This window comes from Curtobacterium sp. Csp2 (genome assembly GCF_013347165.1).
This window is the reverse complement of the sequence record NZ_CP054593.1, coordinates 528,131-544,105: the sequence shown is the minus strand read 5'-3', so window position 1 is coordinate 544,105 and position 15,975 is coordinate 528,131. Positions and strand designations below refer to the sequence as shown.

Below are 15,975 nucleotides of genomic sequence, written 5' to 3'. Positions count from 1 at the left end.
CCCTGAGCGCCCGGACGCCGATCCCACCCACCTCGATCGGCGTCCGGGCACTCGCCCGTCACGGCAGCACCTCCCCACCTCCCCGCTCCCCCGATCCCGGGTGATCCTCCGACAGGAGTCCCATGACGACCGCACCGGCCCAGCCAGGGGCCACCGTCTCCCCCAAGCCGAAGGCCGTCGTCCGCGTCGGCGACCGGGTCTTCTCCGCCGCCTCCGTCATCGCGGGCAGCCTGATCCTCTTCGTGCTCGTGCTCGTCGCCGCCTTCCTGGTCTGGCAGAGCATCCCCGCCTTCAGCGCCAAGGTCGGCCAGCTGCCGAACAACGCGACGAGCTTCTGGGACTACGTCGGTCCGCTCGTCTTCGGCACCGTCTGGTCCGCGCTCATCGCGCTCGTGATCTCCGTGCCGCTCGCGCTCGGGATCGCCCTGTTCATCTCGCACTACGCGCCGCGCCGGGTCGCGCCGGTCCTCGGCTACGTCATCGACCTGCTCGCCGCGGTCCCGTCGGTCGTCTACGGCCTGTGGGGCATCGTGGTGCTGGCGCCGTTCGTGAAGCCCTTCTACGCGTTCCTCAACGAGTACCTCGGCTGGTTCCCGCTGTTCTCCGGCCAGGTGTCCGGCACCGGCCGCACGATCCTGACCGCCTCGATCGTGCTCGCCGTGATGGCGATCCCGATCATGACCGCCGTGATGCGTGAGATCTTCCTGCAGGCACCGCGCCTCAACGAGGAGGCCGCCCTGGCCCTCGGCGCCACGCGCTGGGAGATGATCCGCCTGTCGGTGCTGCCGTTCGCGAAGTCCGGCATCGTCTCGGCGATCATGCTCGGCCTCGGCCGCGCCCTCGGCGAGACCATGGCGATCGCCCTCGTGCTCTCCGTCTCGACGAACGTCACCTTCCAGATGCTGACCTCGCTGAACCCCTCGACGATCGCCGCGAACATCGCGCTGCAGTTCGCCGAGGCATCGGGCACGGCGCTGAACGCGCTCATCGCGTCCGGCCTGATCCTCTTCGTCATCACCCTGGTCATCAACATGCTGGCGCGCTACATCGTGCGCAAGCGGGTCTCCTGAGAGGTCACGCCCGATGTCCCTCGCCCTCCGTCAGTCCGGCATGGCCGGCAACGTCTACGCCAACGGGAAGCTGCACAAGTCGGTCCCGTGGCTCCTGCTCGTCGGCTCCTGGGTCGCCCTGATCCTGGTCTTCGCGCTCCTCAACGCCGGCGGCGCCGTCAAGGACTTCAACGTCGTCGCGGCGCTGTTCCTCGGCACGGTCCTGTTCGACGTGCTCATCGTCGTCGTCTCCCGCATCGTCGAGGGTGGTCGACAGGCCGTCGACCGCCTCATCACCTCGCTCGTCGTCACGGCCTTCGTGATCGCGGTGCTGCCGCTCGTGTCGCTGCTCTGGACGGTCCTGGCGGACGGCCTGGCCCGCTTCGACGCGCAGTTCTTCTCGTACTCGATGCGCGGCGTGATCTCCGAGGGCGGAGGCGCCGTCCACGCCCTGGTCGGCACGCTCGAGATCACGCTGTTCGCGGCGCTCATCTCGGTCCCGATCGGTCTGCTCACCTCGATCTACCTGGTCGAGTACGGCAAGGGCGCCCTCGCCCGCGGCATCACGTTCTTCGTGGACGTCATGACGGGCATCCCGTCGATCGTCGCCGGTCTGTTCGCCTACTCGCTGTTCGCGCTGTTCCTCGGCCCCGGCGCCCGCTTCGGTCTCGTCGGCTCGGTCGCGCTGAGCGTCCTGATGATCCCGATCGTCGTGCGCTCCACGGAGGAGGTCCTGAAGATCGTCCCGATGGAGCTCCGCGAGGCCTCGTACGCGCTCGGCGTCCCGAAGTACCTGACGATCCTCAAGGTCGTGCTCCCCACGAGCCTCGCCGGTATCACGACGGGCATCATGCTCTCGATCGCCCGCGTCATCGGCGAGACGGCCCCGCTGCTCGTCACCGCCGGGTTCACCGCGAGCATGAACTACGACCTGTTCCGGGACCCGATGATGACGCTGCCGGTGTTCGCGTACACGCAGTACTCGCAGCAGGGCGCCAACCCGGTGCCGTTCGTCGACCGGGCCTGGACCGCGGCGCTGCTGCTCATCCTGATCGTGATGGTGCTCAACCTGCTGGCCCGCTTCATCACCCGCCTCTTCGCTCCCAAGCTCCCCCGCTAGCCCGACCCGGCAGCGACGCGGCAACGACCACCCACCCCGAAGGAAACCACGTGTCCAAGCGCATCGAGGTCGACGGCCTCAACGTCTACTACTCGAAGTTCAAGGCGGTCGAGGGCGTCGACATGACGATCGAGCCCCGCACCGTGACCGCGTTCATCGGTCCGTCCGGCTGCGGCAAGTCCACCTTCCTCCGCACGCTCAACCGCATGCACGAGGTCATCCCCGGCGCGTACGTCGAGGGCTCGGTCAAGGTCGACGGCGACGACCTCTACGGCGCCGGGGTCGACCCCGTGCTCGTCCGCCGCCAGGTCGGCATGGTGTTCCAGCGCCCGAACCCGTTCCCGACGATGTCGATCCGCGACAACGTCCTGGCCGGCGTGAAGCTCAACAACAAGCGCATCTCGAAGTCGGAGGGCGACGAGGTCGTCGAGCGTTCCCTGCAGGGCGCGAACCTGTGGAACGAGGTCAAGGACCGCCTCGAGAAGCCCGGCATGGGCCTGTCCGGTGGGCAGCAGCAGCGCCTCTGCATCGCCCGTGCGATCGCGGTGCAGCCCGACGTGCTCCTGATGGACGAGCCGTGCTCAGCCCTCGACCCGATCTCGACGCTCGCGATCGAGGACCTCATCGAGGAACTCAAGAAGGACTTCACGATCGTGATCGTGACGCACAACATGCAGCAGGCGTCGCGCGTCAGCGACAAGACCGCGTTCTTCAACATCGCGGGCACGGGTGCGCCCGGCAAGCTCATCGAGTACAACGACACCGCGACGATCTTCTCGAACCCGTCGGTGCAGGCGACCGAGGACTACGTCTCGGGTCGCTTCGGGTGATCCCCACCTGACACACGGCCTGGAGGCCCGGTGCACGTCCGCCACGGACGCGCACCGGGCCTCCTCGGTTGCGCTGGCAACGGTCGCGCCGGGAACGACGGAACCCCGGGACGTGGTCCCGGAGTTCCGTCGTGCGAGGTCGTCGGACCTGCGAGGTCGCTACGCCTTGGTGGTCGGCACGGCCATGACCGGCGCGGAGGTCGGCTGGTCGGAACCTCCGGCCGGCTCGACGGTCATGCCGATCGAGTCACCCTTGCTCAGCTTGCCGTCGAGGACGGCGGTGTGGACACCATCACGGGCACCGTCGAGCAGTCCGGCCGGGACGACCTTCGTGCCCTCGGAGCCGATGTACCAGAGCTCGTAGGTCTTGCCGGCCGGCGCCTCCTGGACGCCGTCGAGGATGACGGCCGACTTGCCGACCTCGTGCGACCAGACGACCGTGGCCGATCCGCCGCCGGGCATCTTCGCGGTGGTCCGCTGGAAGTCCGACGCGGCGTAGATCGAGTCGAGCGTGCCGGACGCCTGCGTGGTGCCCGGGCCGGGCTGCTCACCCGTGCCGACGACACCGCCGATGCCCAGGCCGACACCGAGGAACACGACCGCGACGGCAGCCGCGGCACCGAGGGCGGCGGCCGGACGCTGGAACCAGCGTCGGCGAGCCGTGGCGGCGGCGCGGCCCCCTGCGAACCGGGTGTCCGTGGCGTCGGACGAGTCGGAGTCCACCGACGTGACGGGGGTGGGTCGTGCCTCCCGGTCGTCCACCGGTGTGTCGGCGGGGACCGCCGCGCTGTCGGCACCGTCTGCCGGAGCCCAGGCGTCTGCCTGCGGCGTCCGCGCGATCTGGGACATCAGCGAGGCCTTGAGCGACGCGGGCGGCTCGATCGGCTCGACGGCGTACGCGAGCTGCAGCGCGGTCTCGCGCAGCGAGTCGGTCTCGGCCTGCAGCGCCGGCGAGGTGGTGAGGGCGTGGTCGAGCAGCGCGCGCTCCTCGTCCGACAGGGCGTCGAGTGCGTGCGACCCGGTGAGCAGGGCAGGGTCGTCGTGGTGTTCGGTCATGACGTCACCCCCATCTCGTCTCGGAGTCGGATCATCCCGTCACGGAGACGGGTCTTGACGGTGCCGATCGGGACACCGAGCCGTTCGGCCATCTCGCTGTGCGAGTAGCCGCCGTAGTACGCGAGCTGCACCGCCTGGCGCTGGAACTCGGTGAGCTTGCCGAGCGCCCGGCTGACCCGCTCGTGCTCGATGCGGATCTCGACCGATTCGGACACCTGGTCGTACCCGGACTCGAGGTCGCGGATGCCGATCTTGGTGTCCCGGTCGTGCGAGGACTGCGAGGCGCGGACCCGGTCGACCGCCCGGCGATGCGCCATGGTGAGGACCCAGCTGGCCGCCGTGCCCCGCGACCGGTCGAAGCGTGTCGCCTGCTGCCACACCTCGAGGAAGACCTCTTGTGTGACCTCTTCCGACTGCGCGCGGTCCCGGAGGAGCCGGGTCACGAGGCCGAGGACGCGTCCGGAGAGGGCGTCGTACAGGTCGGAGAAGGCGGCCTGGTCGCCGCCGGCGACGCGGGCGAGCAGGTCGTCGGGCGAGGCGGGAGCGGGCTCGGCCGAGCTCCAGGCTTCCGTGTCGCGTTCCACGAGGGCAAGCATTGCAGGTTTCGCCTCCTCTCGGTGCGTTCGTGACCCGCGGTGCCGGTGCTTCACAGGGACCGTTGTGGGAGCGGGTCGTCGTCTGGTCGGGGTCCTCGCGGCGGGTCGTGCTCGTGAGCGGGGCCGCACGGCCCGCAGGGAATTGACCGGCGGGTACCGGACCGGGTCGCACGGACCCCGCCGTGACGTCCGCGAGGAGCGTCACACCCTCTGTTCGGCGCGCTCCTCCGAGCGGATTGCCCGGAGTTCGAGGAGCGCTCGGACGCTGTGCCGTCGCTCCGGCGCACGCTTCGCCCGTGCCGGTGTCCGGGGCACGCCCGGGTGGTGGTCGTGTCCGTCGAGAGTGAACACGGCCACGTGCTCAGGACGGTTCTCGTAGACTCGGTGTCGCCGGGCCGCAGCAAGCCCCGGGCTCCAAAATTCGCCGCTTCGAGCGGCCTCGCGCCGAGAGGCGCTTCTGCGGCCCGGTCTTCTGCTGTCCGGAGCCGTTCCGGCGCCGTGTGCCGCGTCCGCCGCCGTGTGCCGCGACTCGTGTCGGTGTGCCGCCGGGTGTCAGTCGAGGCTGTCGCGACGCCAGAGCGCCGCCGCCTCGGTCAGGTCGGCCGCGAGCTCCGTCAGGCGGAGCGCCCGCCGGGTCAGCTCGCTCGCACGGTCGCCGGCGGTCAGGTCGGCGTCGTCCGCCACCGAGGTCGCCCCGGCCGCCGTCAGCCGGCAGAACGCGGCACCGCGATCGAGCGCGACCGCGAGGTCCCCCGTGTACAGGCCGTGCAGGATCCGGTCCGCCAGGGTCAGGATCTCCGCCGGGCCCGTCGGCTGCTCGGCACCCGCGACGGCCTGGTCGATCGTGCCGATCCGCTCCGCACCGCGCTGGAAGAAGTAGGCGATCTCCTCGGGGTTCTGCCGGATCACGGTGCGGACCAGGTAGATCCGCCAGAGCGCCCCCGGCAGGGTGTGTGCGCCCACCCGTGCCCACAGCTCGGCGATCGCGTCGATGCCGTGCACGTCCGTGTAGGTCACGAGGCGTTCGACGACCGCCGGGTCCGGGTCCTGCCGCACACGGTGCAGCAGCGCGTTCGCGGTCTCGTGCGCGACGCGGTTCACGACGGCCGGGTCGTCACCGCCCTGGATCGCGGCGAACTCCTGGTCGGTGAAGTGGACGGGACGGTGGTGATCGCGAGGCACCCGGAGAGTGTAGGCGCGGCCGGTGACGCCCACGAGTGCCGTTCGCCCTGAACGCAACCGGGTCGATCGGCGTACCTTGCTCCGGCGGGGAGGTACCCCTGGTCGGACGTCGGAAAGAGGACCATCCATGAACGCCCTGCTCGTCATCCTGGCCGTGATCGCGGTCATCCTGCTGTTCGTCGGTGGCTTCGCAGCGAGCCTGAAGTTCCTGCTCTGGGTGGGCATCGTCCTGTTCGTCGTCGCGCTGGTCCTGTGGCTGCTGCGCACCCTGACCGGTCGACGCAGCTGACCCGTCCCCCGTCCGTTCCGAGCAGGGGTTCCTCACGCGCTAGCCTTGCGGGTGAGGGCCTCTAGCTCAGTCGGTAGAGCACCGGACTTTTAATCCGAGGGTCGTGGGTTCGAGCCCCACGGGGCCCACAGTGTTGCCACACCGACACCGTCACCGTCGACGCCGTCGCGAGGAGTGCCGTGGTCACGCGCATCCGCACCGCTGCCGGCACCTCGGTCGCGCTCGCGCTCGGGGCCTTCGTGTCCGTCGGCCTGACGGGGTGCACACAGCCGGACGACGCCGTGCAGGGGGTCGCCCGGGCAGCGTGCGAGCAGCGGATGGGGCCGGCGATCGTCGCCTGGTGGCGGGACCAGTACGACGAGACGCCCTGGAAGGTCGTCGACACGCGCGGCTCCGGGGTCCGGGAAGCGTCGGACAGCTCGTCAGCAGCGACCGTGCTCGACGTCTCCGGCACGTCCTCGGTCCAGCGCGACGAGGTCGGGCAGCGCACGGCGGTCCGCTGGTCCTGCGCCGCGCGGTACTCGAGCGCCGATCCGCAGACCGTGACCGCGACGGTGGAGGAGATCACCCTGCGCTGAGCGCTGCGGCGGGCCCGCCGCGCGGCCGCCGTGGGGTACAACGCGTCCACAGCGTGTTCATGGCGCGTCCTCTGCACAGTTCAGTCGTCGTTCAGCCGATTGTTGGCGGGACGCCGATAGTGTCGTGCCCGGATCCGATCACCGGGTCCTGCAGCACAGCACCACGACAGAACGAACGGGGTACACCGTGACCGAGCCCATCGACGCCACGCAGACCAGCACCACCGGTGACGCGCGCCGCATCGTCGAGCTCGCGGCAGCGACGAACACCAGCATGAGCAACCAGCTCCTGCTCGACACCCTGCGCCGCAACGCGCAGGTCAGCACCCGCCACATCCGCAAGGACTTCATCGAGGTCGCGAACGCGCAGACCGTCCTCGGCTACGTCTGCCGGCAGCGCAAGGACTACGTCGCACTGCGCGGGGACGACCCCGCGTGGGCGCAGGAGGTCGGCCGCTACGGCACCGAGGCACTGGCGGTCGAGGCGCTCCGGATGCGCCGCGCCTGACGCGCCACCCACGACGACACGACGAAGGCCGCCCCTGCCGGGGCGGCCTTCGTCGTTCGTGTGTGCGGGCCGGCTCCGGGGCGGGGGCGGGCGGAGCCGAGTCTCGCGGCCGGCGACACGGCTCGGGCTCCGGGCGGCGAGACTCGTCGCTCAGCGCGAGGCTCGGGGCCAGCCGGCCGGCCCGGCGCCCGGCCGCGCTCTCAGGACCAGACGCGGCGGATGCCCCAGGTACCGGTCCACGACTCGTCCGGCTCGAGCCAGCGCAGCCCCTCGCCGGAGTTGAGGGCGTTCGCCGGCGCGGTCATCGGCTCGACCGCGACCGCGAGCCCGGTGCCGTCGCCGCGGGGGAACTCGCGCGAGGTGAACACCTGGACGTAGGGGAACGACGCGTCCTGCCACAGCTCGACCCCGTCGCCCTCGGGGCCGTGCAACGTGGTGCGGCGGACGCCGTCCTGGTCCGGGGTGATGTCCCGGTAGGCGGTGTCGAGGTCGGCGTCCCCGGCCCGTACCCCGGCGCGCAGGTCGTAGGGCGTGCCCTCGACGGCGACGGTGCCGTCCGGGATCTTCTGCGCGTCCACCGTGAAGGCGGTCGCGGCGTCCAGCGTCACGACGAGGTCCTCGGCGGGGGTGTCGCCCGCCCGCAGGTACGGGTGCGCCCCCACCGCGAACGGCGCCCGGACGCCCGAGCGGTTGACGATCGTGTGCGTCACCCGGATGCCGTCCTCGACGAGCTCGTGGTGCACGCGGGTCTCGAGCGTGAAGGGCCAGCCGTGCTGCGGGTGGACCGTGGCCTGCTGCTCGATCGCCGACTCGGTCTGCGAGACGACGCGGTACGGCGAGAACCGGAGCAGGCCGTGCGAGGCGTTGCCGTACTTCGGCTCCGAGACGTCGAGTTGCTGCCGCTTCCCGTCGAGCTCCCACACGGCGCCGGCGACCCGGTTCGGCCACGGCACGAGCACGATGCCGTCCGCGCCGGGCGGGGCCGAGGTGACGGGGAAGGGCTCGGTCAGGTCGAAGCCCGCGACCCGGAGCTCGCGGATGCCCGCGGCGACCTCGGTGACGACGGCCTCGACGACCCCGTCCTGTCCGGCGTGCCGGAGGTGGTACTGCCCCCCGGTGGGTGCTGCTGCGGTCATGCGGTCGCCTTCCTTCCGTCTGGTGCTGCGGTGCCGTCCCCGTCGGCGACGACGACCCGGACGCCCGCCGCCCGGATCGGGGCGACCGCGTCCGCCGTGGTGCCGGCGGTGACGACGACGTCGATGTCCTGGAGCGGACGGACGACACCGAGGTGTGCCCGGCCGAACTTCGAGCCGTCCGCCACCACGACGGTACGCCGGGCCGTCGCGGCGAGCATCCGCTTCGCCTCGGTCTCCGGCAGGTTGACGTTCGTCAGACCGTGCTCGACGTCGAGCCCGGTGCCGCCGATGAATGCGACGTCGGCGGCGATCGCGGGCAGCACGGCTCCCATGAACGGCGCGACGAGCGAGTGCTGGAGCGGCCGCAGGGTTCCGCCGGTGACGACGACGGTGAACCGCGGCACGGCGGGTTCGAGCGCGAGGGCCGTGGTGAGCGAGTTCGTCACGATCGTCAGGTCGGTCAGGTCCGCGCGCGCCACGAGCGCCGTCGCCACCGCGGCGGGGGTGGTGCCGACGTCGAGCACGACGCACTGGCCGGAGCGGACGAGGTCGGCCGCCGCGCGGCCGATGGCCGCCTTCTCGACCTGGTGCTCGACCGCGGTCTCCTCGAGGGGCCGCTCGCCGGAGGTGACCCCGAGGCGGACGGCACCGCCGCGCATTCGCCGGATCCGTGCCTCCAGTTCGAGCGCGGCGAGGTCCTGGCGGACCGTCACTTCACTCGTGCCCAGGGCCGCGGCCAGGGCGGCGGTCCGGACGAGCCCGGGCGCTCCCTCGACGATGGAGACGATGCGGTCCTGCCGCAGGGGTGCCGGGAGGGCGCCGGCGAGGAAGGACAAGTCGTCAGCGCTCACGACTGCAGTTTCGCGCACTTACGGAGCCTTTCGCAACGCTTCGCGGAGGCGCTAGGCTCGTCTGGTGATCACCAAGCGCGTGACGACGCTCGCCGACGGCCGCGAGCTCATCTACTTCGACGACGCCGACACGCAGCTGCCCGCCGAGCGCAGCATCGACGAGCGTGTCCTCGACCCCCGACCCGAGACCGCACGGATGCGGCAGGACGTCCTGACGGGCGAGTGGGTGTCGATCGCGGCGAGCCGGCAGAACCGCGTGTTCCTGCCGCCCGCCGACCAGGACCCGCTCGCGCCGCAGACGGCCGCGAACCCCTCCGAGATCCCGAGCCGGTACGACGTCGCGGTGTTCGAGAACCGGTCACCGTCGTTCGGCCCGCTGCTCGAGGCCGAGGACGCCCCCGAGTCGCTCGAGTCGCTGTCAGACGTCGGCCTGAACCGCCAGCTGCGGTCGGTCGGCCGGTGCGAGGTGGTGTGCTTCTCCCCCGAGACGAGCGGCTCGTTCGCGTCCATCTCGGAGTCGCGTGCCCGCACCGTGGTCGAGGCGTGGGCGGACCGCACCGCCGCACTCTCGGCCCTGCCCGGCATCCAGCAGGTGTTCCCGTTCGAGAACCGCGGCGAGGCGATCGGCGTCACGCTGCACCACCCGCACGGGCAGATCTACTCGTACCCGTACGTCACCCCGCGCACGCAGCGCCTGCTCGCGTCGATCGAGCGCTTCGGTCCGGACCTGTTCGAGCAGCACCTGGCGAACGAGCGGGCCTCGGAGCGCGTCGTGCTGCAGGGCGAGCACTTCACGGCGTTCGTGCCGTTCGCCGCGCGCTGGCCGATCGAGGTCCACATGCTCCCGCACCGGCACGTGCCGGACTTCGCCGGGCTGACCGACGCCGAGAAGGACGAGCTCGCGTCGATGCACCTGCGCCTGACCCGCGGACTCGACGCGCTGTACGACACCCCGACGCCGTACATCGCCGCCTGGCACCAGGCCCCCGTGCACGTCGCGCGGGACACCGTGCGCCTGATGCTCCAGATCACCTCGCCGCGTCGGGCGGCGGACAAGTTGAAGTTCCTGGCCGGCAGCGAAGCCGCCATGGGCGCCTGGATCGGGGACCTCGTGCCCGAGAAGGCGGCCGAGTTCATCCGAGGAGGGATCGAACGCGCATGACGTTCCAGCAGGTCTACGGGTACGAGCCGTCGGTGCGGTACTCCGCGCCGGGTCGGGTCAACCTGATCGGCGAGCACACCGACTACAACGACGGGTACGTCCTGCCCTTCGCGATCGACCGGCGGACCGTCGCGTCGATCGGGCGGCGGGAGGACCGTCTGCTCCGGGTCGCGTCGGCGTTCGAGCCCGACGCGGTGCACGAGCTCTCCCTCGACGAACTCGACCCGTCCCGCATGAGCGGCTGGTCGGCGTACGTCTTCGGCATCGCGTGGGCGCTCCGTGAGCAGGCCGGGGCGGACCTGTCCGGCAAGTCCGGCTTCGACGTCTTCATCGAGTCGGACGTCCCCGTCGGCGCGGGCCTGTCGTCGAGCGCCGCGATCGAGTGCGGCGTGGCGCTGGCGTTCACCGACCTGTGGGACCTCGGCCTCTCGCGCAAGCAGCTGGCCCGCGTCGGGCAGTACTCCGAGAACCACGCCGTCGGTGCGCCGACGGGGATCATGGACCAGTCGGCGTCGCTCCTCGGCGAGCAGGACGCGGTCGTGTTCCTGGACTGCCGGACGCTCGACACCGCCGTGGTGGACCTGGCGCTCGAGTCGAACGGCCTCGAGGTCCTGGTGATCGACACCCGCGTGGAGCACGCGCACGCCACCGGCGGCTACAAGGCCCGGCGCGACTCGTGCGAGCGCGGCGCGGCAGCGATGGGCGTCGAGGCGCTGCGCGACGTGTCCGTCGACGACCTGCCCCGTGCGCAGGAGCTGCTCGACGACGAGACCTTCCGTCGCGTCCGACACATCGTGACCGAGGACCAGCGCGTCCTCGACACGGTGCGCACGCTGCGCGAGCAGGGACCGCGGGCGATCGGGTCGCTGCTCGTCGCCTCGCACGAGTCGATGCGCGACGACTTCGAGATCTCGGTGCCGGAGCTCGACCTGGCGGTCGAGACCGCGATGGCGCACGGTGCGGTCGGCGCGCGGATGACCGGTGGCGGCTTCGGCGGTGCGGCGATCGCGCTGGTCGACCAGGAGGCCCGTGGCACGATCACGGACGCCGTCACGGCCGCCTTCGCCGCGGCCGGGTACCGCGAGCCGAACGTGTTCACGGTGCACGCGGCGCAGGGCGCCCGGCGCGACTGACGCGCGGCGGGCGCGGCGGGCGCGGCGCCCGCGCTTCCGCACAACAGTAAGCAGCTCGCGCCACGGAAATCCGTGGCGCGAGCTGCTTTCGGTTGTGCGAAGGGCCCCGCCCCCGCGGCACCGGCTAGTGCAGGTGGCGCTCGGCGGCCTCGACGACGTTCTTCATGAGCATCGCCCGGGTCATCGGCCCGACGCCGCCCGGCGTCGGCGAGAGGAACCCCGCGACGGACGCCACCGCGGGGTCGACGTCGCCGTGCAGCTTCGCCTTGCCCGTGTCCTGGTCCACGATGCGGCTGATGCCCACGTCGATCACGGCCGCTCCCGGCTGCACCCAGTCCGGCTGTACCAGTCCGGCGACCCCGGCCGCGGCGACGATGATGTCCGCGCGACGGCACTCGGCGGCGACGTCCTCGGTCAGCGAGTGCGTCAGCGTGGCCGTGGCCTCGAGCCGGGTGAGCAGCAGCCCGAGCGGGCGGCCGACGGTGAGCCCCTGCCCGATGATCGTGACGTGCTGACCCCGGATCGGGACGTCGTACGCCTCGAGCATCGCCACGATGCCGCGTGGGGTGCACGGCAGCGGGGCGTCGATCGTCCCGGCACCACCGGGGACCGCGAGGACGAGCTCCCCGAGGTTCGTCGGGTGCAGGCCGTCGGCGTCCTTCGCCGGGTTCATCAGCTCGAGCATCGGGATCGGGTCGATGCCCTGCGGCAGCGGGAGCTGCACGATGAACGCCGTGACCCGGGGGTCGTCGTTCATCTGCAGGATCGCCGCACGGATGTCGGCCGCCGAAGCGGTCTCGGGCAGGTCGATGCGGACCGAGTCGAGCCCGATCTGCGCCGAGTCCTTGTGCTTGCCGGCGACGTACGACACCGAGCCCGGGTTCTGGCCGACCATGATCGTGCCGAGACCGGGTCGGAACCCGTGGTCGTGCAGCCGGTCGATGCGGACCTTCAGGTCGTCGAGCGTGCGGGCGGCGAGGGCGGTGCCGTCGATGCGGACGGCGCTGCCCTCTCCCGCCCAGCGCACCCGAGGCAGGTCCGCCACGGCGGCGCTCACGCGTACAGCGGGAACGCGTCGGCCAGCGCCTTCACCCGGGCCGAGAGCGCCGCGATGTCCGGGTTCGGCATGAGCGTCAGCGCGATGATGTCGGCGACCTCGGTGAACTCGGCGTCGCCGAACCCGCGGGTCGCCAGCGCCGGGGTGCCGATCCGGACACCGGAGGTGACCATCGGCGGGCGCGGGTCGAACGGCACGGAGTTGCGGTTCACGGTGATGCCGACCTGGTGCAGCAGGTCCTCGGCCTGCTTGCCGTCGACCTCGGACTCGCGCAGGTCGACGAGCACCAGGTGCACGTCGGTGCCGCCGGTGAGGACGTCGATGCCGGCGGCCTTCGCGTCGGCCTGCGTGAGGCGGTCCGCCAGCAGACGGGCACCGCGGAGCGTGCGCTCCTGGCGGTCCTTGAACTCGGGCTGCGCGGCGAGCAGGAACGCGGTGGCCTTGGCGGCGATCACGTGCATGAGCGGACCGCCCTGCTGGCCCGGGAACACGGCCGAGTTGAGCTTCTTGAAGAGCGACTCGTCGTTGGACAGGATGATGCCCGAGCGCGGACCGGCGAGGGTCTTGTGCACGGTCGACGACACGACGTGCGCGTGCGGCAGGGGCGACGGGTGCAGGCCCGCGGCGACGAGGCCCGCGAAGTGCGCCATGTCCACCCAGAGGGTCGCGCCGACCTCGTCCGCGATCTCGCGGAACTTCGCGAAGTCGAGCTGGCGGGGGTAGGCGGACCAGCCGGCGATGAGCACCTTGGGCTGGTGCTCGACGGCCTTCGCGCGGATGTCGTCGTAGTCGACCTCGAACGTCTCCGGGTCGACGCCGTACGACACGGCGTTGTAGATGCGGCCGGAGAAGTTGAGCTTCATGCCGTGGGTCAGGTGGCCGCCGTGGGCGAGCTCGAGGCCCAGGATGGTGTCCCCGGCGGAGGCGATGGCGTGCAGGACCGCGGCGTTCGCGCTGGCGCCGGAGTGCGGCTGGACGTTCGCGTACTCGGCGCCGAACAGGGCCTTCGCCCGGTCGATGGCGAGCTGCTCGGCGACGTCGACGAACTCGCAGCCGCCGTAGTAGCGCTTGCCCGGGTAGCCCTCGGCGTACTTGTTCGTCAGGACGGAGCCCTGCGACTCGAGCACGGCGCGCGGGACGAAGTTCTCGGACGCGATCATCTCGAGGGTGTCGCGCTGGCGGCCGAGCTCCTGCTCGAGCACCTTGGCGATCTCGGGGTCGACCGCACTGAGCGGGGCGTTGAACGTCGACTGCGTGGACGCAGCGGGCAGATCGGTGATGGACACGGGACTCCTCGTTGTCTGTTCCGTCGCGCGCGTGCACGACGAGGTGGACGGGTGGGCGCGGCCCAGGCGTACGGCCGCGCTCCGTGTCAGGTGTCGCTCCCCGATGGTGACCCATCCAACGCCAGTCGCGACCCGTCGATCGTACCGAGCCGGTCGGTTCGTGTCACCCTTGTCGCATGACCCTGAGCAGCCCGGAGCTCGACGAGCGCACCGATCTCCGCGCCCGGTACGACGTGCCGTGGACGACGGTGGTTTGGGACGACCCGGTCAACCTCATGTCCTACGTGACGTACGTCTTCCAGAGCTACTTCGGCTTCAGCCACGACCGCGCGGAGCACCTGATGCGCCAGGTGCACGTCGACGGGCGGGCGATCGTCGCGAGCGGCGCGCGCGAGGCCATGGAGCGCCACGTCGAGGCGATGCACGGCTTCGGCCTGCAGGCCACGGTCGAGCGGGCGCCGGGAGCGGACGCGTGATCCCGTTCGTGCGACGGCGGGACGGCGTGCACCTGGGCCTGTCCTCCGACGAGCGCGCCCTGCTCGCGAGCCTGACGGAGCAGCTGCAGCAGGTGCTCGACGGCGACCTGTCGGACGACCCGGTCGCGACGCGGATGTTCCCGGACGCCTACCCGCAGGACCCCGAGGCGAGCGCCGAGTTCGCGCAGTACACGCGGTCGGACCTGCTGGCGCAGAAGACCACGAACGCGGGGGTCGTCCTGGCGTGGGCAACCGGGGCGCGGGACGGCGTGCTCACCCAGGAGGACGAGCAGGCCTGGCTCCGCTGCCTGACCGACCTCCGGCTCACCATCGCCGAGCGGCTCGGCATCGTGGACGCCGCGACCGAGGAGTCGTCGTACACCGGCGACGCCGGTGTCGGCCTCCGGGACGTCTACGACTGGCTCGGGTTCGTGCAGGAACACCTGGTCGCGACGCTCACGTCCGCGCGCTGACGACCGGCCGGGAGGCACGGGGCACGTCCGCCCCGCACCTCACCCGAGCAGGTCGTCGCGGTGGTCGGCCGCCCATGCCCGGAGCGGGCGCGGCGCGGTCCCGGTGATCCGGGTGACGTCGTCACGCATCACGTCGACGCCGTCGAGGCCCCGTCGGAGCACCCGCCCGAACTGCTGGCGGAGGCCCTCGGCCTGCCAGGCGGGCACGCCGCCGGCGCGGACCACCGCGCGGTACACGCGGCTCGGCAGGTGCAGGGGGCGGACGCGTCGCCCGAGGCCGGCGGTCAGCTCGTCGGCGATGCCGTGCGCGTCGAGGGACGCCGGGCCGGTGAGCACCGGTTCGGTGCCGTCGTGCCCGTCCGTCGTCAGCACGGTCGCGGCCGTGCGGGCGATGTCGGCGGTGTCGATCCACCCGGCGCGGCCGCGGCCGGTGGTGTGCGGGAACCAGCCGCGACGGATCGCCGGCGCGGAGGGCAGCAGGTTCGTCATGAAGGCCGACGGGCGCAGGATCGTCCACGCCGTCCCGCTCGCGCGGAGCAGCCGGTCCGTGCGCCAGGCCGCGGCGGCCCAGGGCATCGGCGAGTGCTCGGCGGCGTCGCCCCCGGACAGGTGCACGACCCGCGGGACCCCCGCGCGCTGGGCCGCCCGGACGCCGGTCGCCCCCTGCTCGGCCTGCCGCTCGCTGACCGGGGTGACGAGGAAGAACCGGTCGACGCCCTCGAGCGCCCGGGTCAGGGCGTCGAGGTCGTCGAGGTCCGCGAGCCGCGCGTCGATGCCCCGCGCACGGAGCCGCTCGGCCTGCTCCGTCCGGCGGACGACGGCACGGACCTGGACACCCTCGGCGTGCAGCAGCTCGAGGGTCTTCCCGCCGACGTCGCCGGTGACCCCGGTGATGGCGATGGTCTCGGTCACGGTGCTCCTCCTTCGGTATCAGTTTCCTGTTACTCGACGGTACGCCGGTACCATCGGTGCGTGTCCAGCGACTTCTCGGTGACCCACGACGACGTGGACGCGATCGCCGCGTGGACGGTCGTCCGTGCCGCACGCGAGCTCGCCCGCCGCCTCGACGAGGAACTCGCACCCCTCGGCCTGACCCCCGTCGGCTTCGGTGCCCTCGTGCAGCTCGCCGCCGCCGAGGAGCTCAACCAGGCCGAACTCGCGCGGGCGGTCGGCGTCCGCGCGCAGAGCATGGG

General features: G+C 71.8%; 18 protein-coding genes, 1 tRNA gene, 1 pseudogene and 1 riboswitch. Of the genes and pseudogenes, 12 read left to right on the top strand and 8 right to left on the bottom strand.

Translation table 11 applies throughout. From position 1 onward, the window contains the following. Positions 1-122 precede the first annotated feature (122 nt). The 3 genes from pstC to pstB are packed head-to-tail and all read left to right on the top strand — an operon-like array spanning position 123 to position 2,999. Positions 123-1,070, top strand: coding sequence for a phosphate ABC transporter permease subunit PstC (pstC, locus tag HUN59_RS02740; protein WP_058740965.1), 948 nt, complete (start codon positions 123-125; stop codon positions 1,068-1,070). Between the two features lie 13 nt (positions 1,071-1,083). Continuing rightward, positions 1,084-2,169 (top strand): phosphate ABC transporter permease PstA, encoded by a 1,086-nt coding sequence (gene pstA / locus HUN59_RS02735; protein WP_058740966.1) that lies wholly within the window; start codon positions 1,084-1,086, stop codon positions 2,167-2,169. A 50-nt stretch (positions 2,170-2,219) separates the two neighbouring features. Continuing rightward, complete coding sequence (pstB, locus tag HUN59_RS02730) at positions 2,220-2,999, top strand: phosphate ABC transporter ATP-binding protein PstB (RefSeq protein ID WP_144804007.1); 780 nt, start codon at positions 2,220-2,222, stop codon at positions 2,997-2,999. A 159-nt stretch (positions 3,000-3,158) separates the two neighbouring features. Here pstB and HUN59_RS02725 read toward each other — a convergent pair whose 3' ends face one another. The 3 genes from HUN59_RS02725 to HUN59_RS02715 form a co-directional block, all read right to left on the bottom strand. Further along, on the bottom strand, positions 3,159-4,055 hold the full coding sequence (locus tag HUN59_RS02725; RefSeq protein WP_174777421.1) for an anti-sigma factor: 897 nt from the start codon (positions 4,053-4,055) through the stop codon (positions 3,159-3,161). Next, entirely contained in the window at positions 4,052-4,651 is a 600-nt protein-coding gene (gene sigK / locus HUN59_RS02720; RefSeq protein WP_058740969.1) for an ECF RNA polymerase sigma factor SigK, read from the bottom strand. The genes HUN59_RS02725 and sigK overlap by 4 nt, the downstream gene beginning before the upstream one ends. A 552-nt stretch (positions 4,652-5,203) precedes the next feature. Beyond that, positions 5,204-5,833: a hypothetical protein gene (locus tag HUN59_RS02715; protein ID WP_058740977.1), complete on the bottom strand. Its 630-nt coding sequence runs from the start codon at positions 5,831-5,833 to the stop codon at positions 5,204-5,206. Between the two features lie 127 nt (positions 5,834-5,960). Between HUN59_RS02715 and HUN59_RS02710 the strand changes: the two genes are divergently transcribed. The 4 genes from HUN59_RS02710 to HUN59_RS02695 all read left to right on the top strand — a co-directional run bounded on the left by HUN59_RS02710 (position 5,961) and on the right by HUN59_RS02695 (position 7,208). Beyond that, entirely contained in the window at positions 5,961-6,122 is a 162-nt protein-coding gene (locus tag HUN59_RS02710) for a hypothetical protein (protein WP_174777420.1), read from the top strand. A 55-nt stretch (positions 6,123-6,177) separates the two neighbouring features. Next, positions 6,178-6,250: transfer RNA gene (locus tag HUN59_RS02705), tRNA-Lys, on the top strand. 51 nt (positions 6,251-6,301) lie between these two features. After that, on the top strand, positions 6,302-6,700 hold the full coding sequence (locus HUN59_RS02700) for a hypothetical protein (protein ID WP_174777419.1): 399 nt from the start codon (positions 6,302-6,304) through the stop codon (positions 6,698-6,700). Between the two features lie 187 nt (positions 6,701-6,887). Further along, the gene (locus HUN59_RS02695; RefSeq protein ID WP_058740971.1) at positions 6,888-7,208 is read left to right on the top strand and encodes a hypothetical protein; all 321 of its coding nucleotides are present in this window, start codon (positions 6,888-6,890) and stop codon (positions 7,206-7,208) included. A gap of 200 nt (positions 7,209-7,408) precedes the next feature. Here the strand turns inward: HUN59_RS02695 and HUN59_RS02690 are convergent, their stop codons facing one another. After that, a complete protein-coding gene (locus tag HUN59_RS02690) occupies positions 7,409-8,344 on the bottom strand; it encodes an aldose 1-epimerase family protein (RefSeq protein ID WP_174777418.1) in 936 nt (311 codons plus the stop codon). Then, positions 8,341-9,195, bottom strand: a complete 855-nt coding sequence (locus tag HUN59_RS02685) for a DeoR/GlpR family DNA-binding transcription regulator (protein WP_174777417.1) — start codon at positions 9,193-9,195, stop codon at positions 8,341-8,343. The genes HUN59_RS02690 and HUN59_RS02685 overlap by 4 nt, the downstream gene beginning before the upstream one ends. Positions 9,196-9,259: 64 nt before the next feature. Between HUN59_RS02685 and galT the strand changes: the two genes are divergently transcribed. Then, positions 9,260-10,357, top strand: coding sequence for a galactose-1-phosphate uridylyltransferase (gene galT / locus HUN59_RS02680; protein ID WP_058740973.1), 1,098 nt, complete (start codon positions 9,260-9,262; stop codon positions 10,355-10,357). Then, positions 10,354-11,490 carry a galactokinase gene (gene galK, locus HUN59_RS02675; protein WP_174777416.1) on the top strand — a complete coding sequence of 379 codons (1,137 nt, stop codon included), beginning with the start codon at positions 10,354-10,356 and terminating at the stop codon, positions 11,488-11,490. The genes galT and galK overlap by 4 nt, the downstream gene beginning before the upstream one ends. A 124-nt stretch (positions 11,491-11,614) precedes the next feature. On the opposite strand, the gene HUN59_RS02670 is transcribed toward galK, so the two are convergent. Together HUN59_RS02670 and glyA are read right to left on the bottom strand one after the other, a co-directional pair. Continuing rightward, positions 11,615-12,517: a tetrahydrofolate dehydrogenase/cyclohydrolase catalytic domain-containing protein gene (locus tag HUN59_RS02670; protein WP_174779345.1), complete on the bottom strand. Its 903-nt coding sequence runs from the start codon at positions 12,515-12,517 to the stop codon at positions 11,615-11,617. Between the two features lie 26 nt (positions 12,518-12,543). Next, a complete protein-coding gene (glyA, locus tag HUN59_RS02665; RefSeq protein ID WP_302691048.1) occupies positions 12,544-13,827 on the bottom strand; it encodes a serine hydroxymethyltransferase in 1,284 nt (427 codons plus the stop codon). A gap of 59 nt (positions 13,828-13,886) precedes the next feature. After that, a riboswitch (ZMP/ZTP riboswitch) is annotated at positions 13,887-13,972 on the bottom strand. 37 nt (positions 13,973-14,009) lie between these two features. On the opposite strand from glyA, the gene clpS reads away from it, so the two are divergent. After that, positions 14,010-14,309, top strand: a complete 300-nt coding sequence (clpS, locus tag HUN59_RS02660; protein WP_174777415.1) for an ATP-dependent Clp protease adapter ClpS — start codon at positions 14,010-14,012, stop codon at positions 14,307-14,309. Beyond that, entirely contained in the window at positions 14,306-14,782 is a 477-nt protein-coding gene (locus HUN59_RS02655; protein ID WP_058740976.1) for a DUF2017 family protein, read from the top strand. The genes clpS and HUN59_RS02655 overlap by 4 nt, the downstream gene beginning before the upstream one ends. A 39-nt stretch (positions 14,783-14,821) precedes the next feature. Here HUN59_RS02655 and HUN59_RS02650 read toward each other — a convergent pair whose 3' ends face one another. Next, entirely contained in the window at positions 14,822-15,694 is an 873-nt protein-coding gene (locus HUN59_RS02650) for an NAD(P)H-binding protein (RefSeq protein WP_174777414.1), read from the bottom strand. Between the two features lie 60 nt (positions 15,695-15,754). On the opposite strand from HUN59_RS02650, the pseudogene HUN59_RS19315 reads away from it, so the two are divergent. Then, positions 15,755-15,975, top strand: a pseudogene (locus HUN59_RS19315) (hypothetical protein); the annotation flags it as partial.